General features: G+C 35.8%; 12 protein-coding genes and 1 tRNA gene. 2 read left to right on the forward strand and 11 right to left on the reverse strand.

Translation table 11 applies throughout. From position 1 onward, the window contains the following. From I2490_RS00005 to I2490_RS00035, 7 genes are all read right to left on the reverse strand, one after another. Positions 1–553 (reverse strand): transposase (locus I2490_RS00005; RefSeq protein ID WP_206457744.1); only part of this gene is annotated, 553 nt, incomplete at its 3' end. A 239-nt stretch (positions 554–792) separates the two neighbouring features. Further along, complete coding sequence (locus I2490_RS00010) at positions 793–1,470, reverse strand: amino acid ABC transporter ATP-binding protein (protein WP_206457745.1); 678 nt, start codon at positions 1,468–1,470, stop codon at positions 793–795. A 140-nt stretch (positions 1,471–1,610) separates the two neighbouring features. Continuing rightward, positions 1,611–2,288 (reverse strand): phosphate signaling complex protein PhoU, encoded by a 678-nt coding sequence (phoU, locus tag I2490_RS00015; protein WP_206457746.1) that lies wholly within the window; start codon positions 2,286–2,288, stop codon positions 1,611–1,613. A gap of 97 nt (positions 2,289–2,385) precedes the next feature. Continuing rightward, a complete protein-coding gene (gene pstB, locus I2490_RS00020) occupies positions 2,386–3,168 on the reverse strand; it encodes a phosphate ABC transporter ATP-binding protein PstB (RefSeq protein WP_206457747.1) in 783 nt (260 codons plus the stop codon). Positions 3,169–3,181: 13 nt separating this feature from the next. Next, entirely contained in the window at positions 3,182–4,030 is an 849-nt protein-coding gene (pstA, locus tag I2490_RS00025; RefSeq protein WP_206457748.1) for a phosphate ABC transporter permease PstA, read from the reverse strand. Further along, entirely contained in the window at positions 4,030–4,917 is an 888-nt protein-coding gene (pstC, locus tag I2490_RS00030; protein WP_206457749.1) for a phosphate ABC transporter permease subunit PstC, read from the reverse strand. The genes pstA and pstC overlap by 1 nt, the downstream gene beginning before the upstream one ends. 1 nt (position 4,918) lies before the next feature. Then, complete coding sequence (locus I2490_RS00035; protein WP_206457750.1) at positions 4,919–5,785, reverse strand: phosphate ABC transporter substrate-binding protein; 867 nt, start codon at positions 5,783–5,785, stop codon at positions 4,919–4,921. 335 nt (positions 5,786–6,120) lie between these two features. Between I2490_RS00035 and I2490_RS00040 the strand changes: the two genes are divergently transcribed. Next, on the forward strand, positions 6,121–6,534 hold the full coding sequence (locus I2490_RS00040; protein WP_206457751.1) for a DUF3788 domain-containing protein: 414 nt from the start codon (positions 6,121–6,123) through the stop codon (positions 6,532–6,534). 102 nt (positions 6,535–6,636) lie between these two features. Here the strand turns inward: I2490_RS00040 and I2490_RS00045 are convergent, their stop codons facing one another. Together I2490_RS00045 and I2490_RS00050 are read right to left on the reverse strand one after the other, a co-directional pair. Continuing rightward, positions 6,637–8,049 carry a sensor histidine kinase gene (locus I2490_RS00045; RefSeq protein WP_206457752.1) on the reverse strand — a complete coding sequence of 471 codons (1,413 nt, stop codon included), beginning with the start codon at positions 8,047–8,049 and terminating at the stop codon, positions 6,637–6,639. 26 nt (positions 8,050–8,075) lie between these two features. Beyond that, positions 8,076–8,777 carry a response regulator transcription factor gene (locus tag I2490_RS00050; RefSeq protein ID WP_206457753.1) on the reverse strand — a complete coding sequence of 234 codons (702 nt, stop codon included), beginning with the start codon at positions 8,775–8,777 and terminating at the stop codon, positions 8,076–8,078. A 157-nt stretch (positions 8,778–8,934) separates the two neighbouring features. Between I2490_RS00050 and I2490_RS00055 the strand changes: the two genes are divergently transcribed. Beyond that, positions 8,935–9,008 (forward strand) — tRNA-Gly (locus tag I2490_RS00055). A gap of 235 nt (positions 9,009–9,243) precedes the next feature. Here I2490_RS00055 and I2490_RS00060 read toward each other — a convergent pair. Together I2490_RS00060 and I2490_RS00065 are read right to left on the reverse strand one after the other, a co-directional pair. After that, on the reverse strand, positions 9,244–9,720 hold the full coding sequence (locus tag I2490_RS00060; protein ID WP_206457754.1) for a hypothetical protein: 477 nt from the start codon (positions 9,718–9,720) through the stop codon (positions 9,244–9,246). A gap of 556 nt (positions 9,721–10,276) precedes the next feature. Next, positions 10,277–11,671 carry a Kelch repeat-containing protein gene (locus I2490_RS00065; RefSeq protein WP_206457755.1) on the reverse strand — a complete coding sequence of 465 codons (1,395 nt, stop codon included), beginning with the start codon at positions 11,669–11,671 and terminating at the stop codon, positions 10,277–10,279. Positions 11,672–11,742 lie beyond the last annotated feature (71 nt).

Below are 11,742 nucleotides of genomic sequence, written 5' to 3' on the forward strand. Positions count from 1 at the left end.
CAATGCGATCTTCGTTAATTTCTTTCATTAGTTCTTTTTCATAGTATTTAACGGATTCCAAAACGGTTTCTTTTTCACTGTTATGGTTATTTGCACTTGCTTTAATATGTGTACCGTCAATGAAAATGCTTTCTGAATTAATGAATTCATATTCCATGATTTCAGCAATGACTCTTTGAAAGATTTGTTCGAATAAGTCAGTATTTTGAAACCGACGAGAGTAGTTTTTACCAAAGGTAGAAAAGTGAGGAATTTCTTCCTCTAAACTATAACCAAGATACCATCGATAAGCTACATTCGTTTGAATTTCTTTAATGGTCTGTCTCATGGATCGAATACCAAAGGTATATTGAATGAGGGTAATTTTAATTAAGACAACAGGATCGATGCTTTCTTTTCCCACATCAGAATACAAATCTTTTACAAGGTCATAAATGAAAGAGAGATTAATCGCAGTATCTATCTTACGAATAATATGATCTTGTGGAACAAGAGAATTCAAGGTTACCATTTGAAATTGATCACGACCTAATAAATCTTTCTTACCCATCATAAAGCAAATACCTCCATGTATTTATACATATATTTTACCATAAATACAATAAAATGTATTACATTATGTAAAAAAAACTGTAGGCAAAGATAGAGATATCCTTGTCTACAGTCTGAATCAGCCTGTTTTTACAGACTGATTTTTTCATGGTGACTTATTTTATCTATCCTATATTATCTTTATCGCTTATGACCGCTTTACCATTGTCCGGGAGTGACGAAAAACCGCGGCGACAAGCTCTAATTCAAATAATGGACTTGCCCAGGGGTTCCCTTTTCAACAATGGTTCCTTGATCCATAACCAAAACAGAATCAGCAACCTTTTTTGCTAGGTTTTTTTCGTTTGTAGCAACGATAACAGTTTTTCCTTCATTTGCAAGCTGCTTGATTAAATCTACAACTTCTTCTGCCATTTCAGAGGATAAACCTTGTGTTGGTTCATCAAACAATAATACCTTCGGATTATTGATTAATGCTCTGGCAATCGCAATCTTTTGTTTTTCCACACCATTAATTTGGTTAGGATGAAGGAATGCTTTCTCTTCCATTCCAACCTTTTGCAAGGCAGCAATGGCTTGCTCTTTTGCCTTCGAACAATCCGCTGTTTTTTCTCGGAGCATTCCAATGGCAACATTATCCATTACGTTCATATGTGGAAATAAATTAAAGTTTCCAAATACAAAACCCATATTTTTTCGAAGTTGATCTTCGTTTGTATCATTGCACGTCATATTCTCAATAATGACTTCGCCTTCTGTAGGAACGTCAAGCAAATCCAGGCAACGCAAGAAAGTACTCTTTCCACAGCCTGAAGGTCCCATGATGCAAACCACTTCATTTTCGTTCATGCTTTCATTAATACCCTTTAATGCCTCTACTTGACCAAAGGTTTTCTTTAAGTTTGTTACTTTTATCATAGCAAATGCTCCTTTCTTTGGATTTCATGTCTCAAATCTATTTACTGCAATGTAATTTTCGGCTCGTTTACATTGAAATCACTTCTTTTTAATGCATATGCATGATTATACTACCTAAAGAATAAATATTCAAGTATATTTTAACTATTTTTTTCTTCTTTTTTTTCTCCAAAATCTGTAGAGCCTTCCATAGCAAATACGGTCTCTTCACAAATGTTTGTTGCATAATCCGCAATTCGTTCCAAATGCGCTGCAATAAACAAAAAGGTTACACTTTGGCGGTTCTTTGCGGCATCTTCTCCAATCAATCCAATCAATTCTTCATAAATGTTGCGAAATAGCTCATCAACCTCGTCATCAAAAATCCAAACCTTTCTTGCAAGCCTCAAATCTTTGTTTACAAAAGCATCAATTGCATTCTTTACCATTTTAGTTGCCATTTCCGCCATACGAGGAATATCAATCAATTCTTTCATATATTCTTCGTTTTCAAGTCGCAATGTGTATTTTGCAATGTCTTCACAGTGATCTCCGATTCGCTCCAAATCTCGAATCATTTTCATGATGGAAACGCACATACGCAAATCGCCGGCAAGGGGCTGCTGTGTTGCTAAAAACTTTAAGGTTTTGTCTGCAATCTGATCTTCCAAATCATCGATTTTTTCATCGTTATCGATGATGCTTCTTGCCAAATTTCCGTCTTTTTCTTTCAAAGATTTAATCGCACCTCTTATTGTCTCTTCAACAAGTGCGGTCATACTTAGCAAGTCCGCTTTAATCATGGCCATTTCCTGATCCATCTGTAATCTCGCTACCATGTATTAACCTCCATTTTCTATACGATTTAATATATTTATTTAATAATTTTTATTTTTACTTAATTTCGTTTCCCTTTTGAAATCCCTTTTGAAATGATCAACCAAACCGTCCCGTAATATAATCTTCAGTCTTTTTGTTTGCCGGATTGGAAAAGATTTTTTCCGTCTTATCACTCTCAATTACCTTTCCGCTTAAAAAGAAAGAGGTGAAATCTGACACACGCCCTGCCTGCTGCATATTGTGCGTTACGATGACAATGGTGTATTTATCTGAAAGTGTATTTAACAATTCTTCAATCTTTGATGTAGCGACAGGATCAAGCGCTGAGGTTGGTTCATCCATCAATATTACCTCTGGTTCGACTGCCAAACATCTAGCAATGCAAAGACGCTGCTGTTGTCCTCCCGAAAGACCAGTTGCTGGACGATGTAAACGATCCTTTACTTCCTCCCAAAGTGCAACCTCACGTAAGGTACGTTCAACAATTCCATCCAAAACGTCACGATTTTTTTCCCCATGAATTTTGGGTCCATATACAATATTTTCGTAAATGGATTTTGGAAATGGGTTTGGTTTTTGAAACACCATGCCTACTTTTTTTCTTAAGGCAATCAGATCATAATCTTTTCCGTAAATATTCTTACCGTCAAATGTAATATGTCCTTCTATCTTCACACCGTTAATTAAATCATTCATTCGGTTTAATGTACGAAGAAACGTTGATTTACCACAGCCCGACGGTCCAATTAATGCTGTAATTTTATTTTCATAAATATCCATATCTATGTTTTTTAATGCCTGAAAGCTGCCATAAAAAAGATTTAAATCTCTTACTTCAAATTTCTTTTCCAGGCTTTCTATCGTTTCCTTTATCTGCATATGTCTTCTCCTTTTAGTTTCCAAGCCTGCGGCTGATGAAATTTGCCGCTGTATTAATCAAAAGCACCATAAGTATCAATAATGCAGCTGTTGCATAAGTTTTTTCCCTCGACAAACCTTCCGATGCCAGCATATACAAATGCACTGCCATACTTCTTGTGGAATCGAAAATAGTGTTTGGAAGTTTCAGCGAGCCTCCTACGGTAAGCATAACTGCAGCAGTTTCTCCAACGGCTCTTCCGATTCCTAAAATGAGTCCTGTTAAAATTCCTGACTTACAACAAGGAAGTATGACCTTTATAATAGTCTGCCATTTGCTTGCTCCTAAAGACAGACTGCCTTCTCTGTAAGTCATAGGGACCGTCTTTAGAGATTCCTCAGTTGCTCGGACGAGTGTCGGCAGTACCATCATGGATAAGGTGAGTCCTCCGGAAAGTACCGACCATCCCATTCCCAGAAATACAACAAAGAATGCAAAGCCAAACAATCCAAAAATAATAGATGGAATCCCAGCTAAAATCTCTGTAAAGAATCGGATGGTGGAAACGACTTTTCCTCCTTTGGCATATTCATTGAAATAAATAGCCGCTGCAACGCCAACCGGAGTAGCAATTACCATCGCAACAATTGTAATATAAATGGTACCGATAATGACAGAAAAAATACCGCCCTCTTTTCCCATCCTTCTTGGTTCCTGTGATAGAAACTCCCAGTTGATATGAGAAAGTCCATTTATTAAAATATATCCCACAATAACAATTAAACTTATAAGTGTAATCGCTGCTAAAAATCCTATAATTCCGTAAAACACTCCATTTTTAATGGATTTGTATTGATTTCGTTGTTTCAATTTCTCAGTCATTATTGTCCACCTCCCATTCTTTTCATCATAAGCTGTGCTAGAATGTTAAGCAGCATGATGATAACAAACAACACAATGCCTACAGCAAACAATGCTGATTGGTGAGTTGGTGTTGCATAGGACATTTCCATTGCAATCGTTCCAGTCAATGTTGCGACAGAGTCCAGCATACTTTTCGGTGCAACCGGCATATTTCCAGTAATCAATAATACTGCCATTGTTTCTCCGATTGCTCTTCCCATTCCCAAAATGACGGAAGATAAAATACCGGATTTTGCTGCGGGTATCAATACTTTTACTATAGTTTCTCGTTTGTTTGCCCCAAGTGCTAAGGATGCTTCTCTATATTCATGAGGAACAGCTGCCAATGAATTTTCCGAAATACTTACAACTGTCGGTAATATCATAATGGCTAAAATAATGGCTCCTGCTAATATGCTGAATCCGGTTGTGGTTGCTTCCGGTCTAAAAATTTGATAAATCGGTAGAAAATAAGTACGAATGGCTGGTACAAGCACCGCCAGTCCAAAGAAACCATAAACAACAGACGGAATTCCAGCTAAAAGCTCTACCGCGCTTTTAAATATTTTTGCAATATTAGAAGGTAAAATTTCCACCAAAAAAACGGCACAGGCAATTCCTGTCGGAATGCCGATGATTAAAGCTCCAAATGTAACGGACAAAGTGCCCAAAATTAAAGGAAAAATCCCATACTGCCCATTCGTCGGTTTCCAATCCATTCCGAAAATAAAAGAAAGAACCCCGTAATCCTTTAATACGGGAAGTCCGGAATGAAAAATAAAAACGGTAATCAATCCTACCGACAAAGTCGATAGGATTGCACAAATTAATATTATTTTTTCAATTACTTTTTCATATGATTTCATATTATTTCACCGGTATAAATTCCTCTGCTACAATAGATTGACCTTCTTCACTCATTACAAAGTCTACGTATACTTGTGCTGCTTTTGAAATATCCGTTCCGGTTACATAGATAAATGGTCTTGAAATTTTATAGGTTCCATCCACTACTGTTTCGGAGGAAGGTGCAACGCCTTCAACCGCTACAGCGGTTACGGTCTCATCAAGTGCTCCTAATGATACATACCCAATCGAATTCGGTGTTGTAGCAACGGTTTGCTTTACTGCTCCTGTAGATGGTTGTACAATCGCTTGAGAAATGGTTTGATCGATTTCATTTCCGTTCTCATCCTTTGTAAGAACCTTTGTGATTTCTGTAAAAGCACCTCTCGTTCCGGAACCCTCTTCTCTAGTTACAACAACAATCTCAGCATCATCACCGCCTAATTCCTTCCAGTTTTTAATTTCACCGGTATAGATTTTCTGAATTTGTTCCAAAGTAAGATCTTTAACACTACAATCCGGATTTACAACAACTGCAACACCATCCTTTGCAATAATCGTTTCCGTTCTTACAGAAGCTTTTTCTTCTTCTTTAACAGGTCGGGAAAGTGCTCCGAAATCTGCAATCGCTTGCTCAATGGATTTAATACCCTGTCCGGAACCGCCTCCTTGTACTTCTACAGTGACATCCGGATATTTATCCATAAATGCATCTGCTAACTCTTCGGACAATGGCTGTACAGAAGTAGAACCAGCAATTACAACGGTACCGCTCAATCCATTTTCATTGTTTTCTGACACCGTGTCATTACCGCATCCGGTTAAAGCAACTGTCATTGTCATTGCAGCGATAAGTCCAATTACTAAAGTTTTTTTTGCTTTTAACATTTTTTCATTCCTCTTTTCTTTTATCTTCTTTTTTGATTTACTTAATAAACCAACAAAGGATAAATTTTTATTTTAGTATTCCCTTGCTTTAGCTTAATATTATCGATGTTTTGTTAAAGACAAATAATCTTAATGTTAAGAGAATGTTAAATTAAAAAATAAATGAATAAAAAATAAATTATAATCATAAAAAAACAAGTTTATTTCTGCAGAATAGGAATCAATAGAGTATTTATTGTTTTCTTAAATATGTTGTGATACATTGACTATATAGATTATTATTGGGGCATGAAAAAATAATATTTGTTAAATTTACAAAGTGGGGGTGTATCTATTTGTTAGAACAAATACCATCAAAGGAAACATTATCTCTGTTGATTGGCAGCGAAAAATTTAAAGTCTGGAATGAACTTTGCGGTATGATTGATGATCTCTATGATATGGAAAAATTGTGGAATCGTGGTGGGAAATCATGGGACTACGAGTATAAATATCGTCGTGGCGGAAAGACTTTATGCGCCTTATACGCAAAAGAAAACTGTTTTGGATTTATGGTGATTTTGGGAAAAGCTGAAAGAGCAAAATTTGAAGCAGATAGACAAAATTATTCCACTGCTGTTTGCCAAATATATGATAATACTAAAACCTATCATGATGGAAAATGGCTGATGTTTGAACTTGTTGATACTTCTTTGTTTGACGATATGAAAAAATTATTGGCAATCAAACGAAAGCCAAATAAAAAATAAGATTTAAAGACAATAAAGTAGGGGGACTATCGTTTAAAATGATAATCCCCCTAAGACGTATAAATTTAATTTGTATTTCGCTTATTATATTTATTTCGCTTATTATATTGGCAATCTTACAGTAAATTTTGTTCCTTTTCCTTCTTCACTTTCGACCTTAATGTCGCCGTCAAAAAGTGCAACAATGTGCTTTACAATAGCGAGCCCGAGTCCCGTACCACCAACTTTTTGCGAACGAGATTTATCGACACGGTAGAAACGTTCAAAAAGTCTTGGTAAATGCTCTTTGGCAATACCAATTCCATTATCTTCTACCATAATATTTATCATCTCCTCCGTTTTTTGTACGTCTATTTTTATCATCCCATTTTCATTGGAGTATTTAACTGCATTTTCTATAAGGTTTAGCATCATCTGCTTGAAACGATCTCTATTTCCACCAATGTAAATTTCATATGGATAATGTGTTTTGACGGTAATACTTTTTTTCACGATAACAGGTTCTAGGAAATTTATAATTTCTTCAATTACTTCTTTTACGTTAATATCGGTATCTGTATTTACTTCTCTACCGCTTTCAATGTCGGATATCGCTAAAATATCATTAATCAAACGCTTCAATCGTGCGGTTTCCACAGCGATGATATCTAGAAATTTCTTTCGAATCTGCGGATTTTCATCTGCACCATCCTGAAGCGTCTCAACAAAACCGGTAATCGAAGTTAATGGAGTTTTTAATTCATGTGTAACATTGGCTACAAATTCTCGTCGAATGTTCTCTGCTTTTTCCATCTCCTCGACTGCCAAATGTAATTTTTCTGCCATTTCATTCAGCGTCTCGCCAAGTTCCTGAAGCTCATCTTCTGTTTGGAATGCAACACGGCTTGTATAATCTCCACCAGAAATTTTTCGGGCATGTTCTACTAAAGTTTTAATTGGTCTTGTCAGCCAAAAAGCAAAGATAATGCTGAGAATAATCGCAATGGCTATCCCTACCGCTGCAGATTTCAACGCCGCATCCTTCAGAAAATCTCCCATCATATCCAGTCGATCAATTTCCATAGCAACTCTAGTAATCAGCACCAGTTCACCGTTATCAACAAGATTTACCGCTACATATAAAAATTCCTTGCCTAAGGTACTGCTGGAACGATTACTAGCTCCAAATCCCTTCTCTAAAGCCTTTTGGATTTCTTCACGGTTTTTATGATTGTCCATATTTACATAGTCTTCACCCATCAACGAGTCCGCTAATATCGCTCCGTCTGCTTTCACAAAGGTAACGCGCTCCCCAATTTGCTCAGAAAATGTTTCTGCATAATAACCATAATCAATGATTAAACCATGCTGCAAATCCTCTTCAATTGCCTTATTAATCAGCTTACAATAACTTAACAGTTCTCCTTGTTTTTGATCCACCAAACTATCCATGTTTAAATGAAAGGAGAGATAACTGGTAATCATGACACTAATTAAAATAAGGGATATGGATAACGTTAATATTTTTCGTTTCATCCGAGCCTCCTAAGCCGCTTAAACCTTTACGGCATCTTATAGCCAATTCCACGTACGGTTTGAATGTACTTTCCTTCCTTATCATCCTCACATAATTTTTTTCGAAGATATCGAATGTGAACATCTACAGTTCTGGTTTCTCCAACATATTCAAAGCCCCATATTTTATCTAAAAACTGATCTCTTGTAAAAACTCTTCCACGATTTTCAGCTAAAGTTAACAGTAAATCAAATTCCTTCAATGTCAGCGTAATGATTTCTCCATCTAACTTGACCTCATGACGAAACTTATCAATGGTAAGATCATGTATTCTTATGATATCAGATGTCACTGCCGCTTGATTTATCATCTCATTTCCTTTTTGAGGTGCACGTCTAAGAACCGCTTTGATTCGTGCCATAAGTTCTCTTGTGCTAAAAGGCTTAGCTAAATAATCATCCGCACCAAATTCCAAACCCAATACCTTGTCCACCTCATCACTTTTCGCAGTCAGCATAATAATCGGTGTTTTGTTTCCCTCTGCACGCAGCTCTTTACAGATATCATATCCGTTTTTCCCTGGCAGCATAATATCCAGTAAAATCAGATCCGGTATTTCTTTTCTTGCCATATTGATGCCTTCGATTCCATCCTCTGCCATCAAATATTTATAACCATTCTGTTCCAAATGGTAGCTTACCAATTCTCGAATGTTTGGTTCATCCTCAATCATTAATATCTTTTGCATTGTCTTCCACCTTTTTCATTTATCTTCTTTTTTATTACACGTTCTATTATTTGCATTTATTATATGTGATATAGAAAAAAAATACAAATACAATACAGTTTCTTCCTGAATAGTCTTGAATATTCCGAGTAAATTTGGTATACTCAAAAAGTGTTATGCGGGTGTAGTTCAATGGCAGAACATCAGCTTCCCAAGCTGAATACGAGGGTTCGATTCCCTTCACCCGCTCCAAAACAAAAGAGCACCCTTGGGGTGCTTTTTTATTTTGGATTAGTAGGATAAGAGGGAATCGAAGATTCCGGTCGCCTTTTTTCCCAAATCTCAGCAGGAGATTTGTTAGAAAAACGGACAGCGTAGTGACTATCAGTCACGGAGGTACCCGCTCCAACTTTATCAAAATCCGATTATTTCAACAGGTTCTAAGATAAAAAAACCGCAGTTTTACATCTGCGGTTACCAATATGTTTTATAAAGTTTCAATATATTCATTAATCTGCGATGATAATTTCTCTCTTAATTGTTTTGTTTTTTTTGTATAATCATTTTCACTATCATCGACCCCGCTGCAAGCACTTTCTTTAAGATCAATCATTCGATTAGTAAGCCAATCAAACTCTCTAATTGACTTAGTTTTCATTTGAATTTTATAAATAATAATATCTATTTTATCCTTGCAATCAGATATACCAGTTTGTTCCATTGTAATAAGATTTAATGCTATACCTTCTCTTCTAAAATACTTAGATTTCAAAAATAAATTATGTAATAACGGAGAAAGCTCTGCAACTAGCACTTCAATATCATTACAAATATTTATTTTTTCATCTCTTAATTGAAGTTTTCTATTATAATTATTTGATTTACTCATCACAATCAAGGCTACCAAAATTGAACAACCTGTTGCAATTATACTTGTTATAATATTTATATATAGATCACTCATACAATTATATCCTCACATAGTATTATGGCGCTCTTATAAAAAGCAATTAATAAATCTTTCTTGAAGACTCATATAGTATTTTAATTAGAAACTTACATATCATTTTTTTAAATCAAATTTACTACTATTTTCTTTTGTTTTTATTATGCTCCAAATATTCCCAATATTCAAGGTTGGTTCGTTAAAAACAGCAGAAATTTATAGATTTATCAAACTCTTTCGTGGATCATATTACTTCTGAATCATCAATTCCAGACTTTTTTTATGAGTTCGATTCCGGTCGCCTTTTTTCCCAAATCTCAGCAGGAGATTTGTTGGAAAAACGGACAGCGTAGCGACTATAAGTCGCGGAGGTACCCGTTCCAAACAGAGAACCGATAAAGTAGCGGTTCTTCTTATTTTTCAACGGATTCATGGATTTAACTAATAATGATTATGTTACATTTTTTAGCAAAAAAGTTGCTTGTGTTGCATGATTTTTATAAAAATGCAACACGAAAATTAGATAAAAACAAAACAACGGCAGCCATTAAGACTGCCGCAATAAAGTATGATTTTACCCATTCACACGAACGTAGATTTGATAAGTCTGCCCTGCCAATTCACCTTGAATAATAGCTAAACCCTTTTTAATCCCAGTAACTTGGCCATCACTAGAAACTGTGACTACACTTTCATCCATTGAACTCCATATAACCTCACCGGGGTTATCCGTTAAATATAGCTTAGCTTTTTCTCCTGCTTTTAAATGTACAGCTAAACGTAATTCATCCGCAATTCCTTCTACTACCTTTACTGGTATATATTCTTTGAATGTGCCATCTGCATTTTGAGCGTAAATATCTGTTTCTCCGACCGCTACCGCTGTAACTTTACCATTAGCATCAACTGTAGCAACCGCTTCATTAGTAGAGCTCCATGTATAATTAGCATTATCGGCTAAATTATAGGATGTGCTGAGTTGAACGTTTTCGCCTATGTTGAGTAATACAGATAGTTTTAGCGTGGTAGTTTGAGCTCCTACTTGGAGGGAAATCATTGTATCTGTCGGATAATAACCACCTATAACATAGATTTTATTTTTTATCGTAGCAGCTCCAGCGTTACTCCTTGTAGCCTCTATAGAAGGGCCATTTGTCCAAGCATCTTCCATAGTATCATAAATCTCTACAGTTTTTATATAACCAGACTCACCGAACCCACCTATCGCAAAAATTTTATTTCCTATTACAGCTGCTACAGCATTCCTCCTTGCTGTAGACATAGGTTTTCCAACAGTCCAAGTATTATTTTTTATATCATATATCTCCATTTTATCTACAATTCCTGCTTGTATATTTGTAGTTGCTCCGCCTATTGCATAAATATAATTTCCCACTACGGATGCTGTTAATCCATATCTTTTTGTCGGCATAGGCTCACCGGTAGACCAAGTTTTACTTTGGGTATCATAGATGTCCAATGTGTTTAACATTTTTACATTATCAGATCCACCGAGTACATATATCTTGTCCCCAACAGAAACTGAACCAAAATGACTTCTTGGTGTAGGTAAAGGGATACCAGATTCCCAAGTATTATTTACCGTATCATAAATTTCGACTGTGTCTAAAAGCCCTTCATCATTTCTACCACCCATTACAAAGATTTTAGATCCTATCGTAACTGCTGCTGCATAAGATCTAGCAGTAGGCATAGGTTTTCCTTGTGTCCATTTTTTAGTCGCTATATCATAAATTTCAACTTTATTTTCTATGCCACCAACTCCATTAATTGTAGTATCTCCTCCAAACACATAAATTTTCTCGTTGATAGCTGCAGCGGTAATATCATATTTTTTTTCTGACATTGGGGTTTCCATCATCCAACCCTCTTCTGCCCCAAATACACCAATACTGGACATTCCCAGTACCATACATAAAGTCATTAAAATTACTATAAATCGTTTCACTTTTTTCCTCCCTTATATACCGTCTTTTGACTGAATTTTGTAATATTTTATAATATTATCTCATATTATAG

The organism is Anaerovorax sp. IOR16 (assembly GCF_017168145.1).
Lineage (GTDB): Bacteria > Bacillota > Clostridia > Peptostreptococcales > Anaerovoracaceae > IOR16.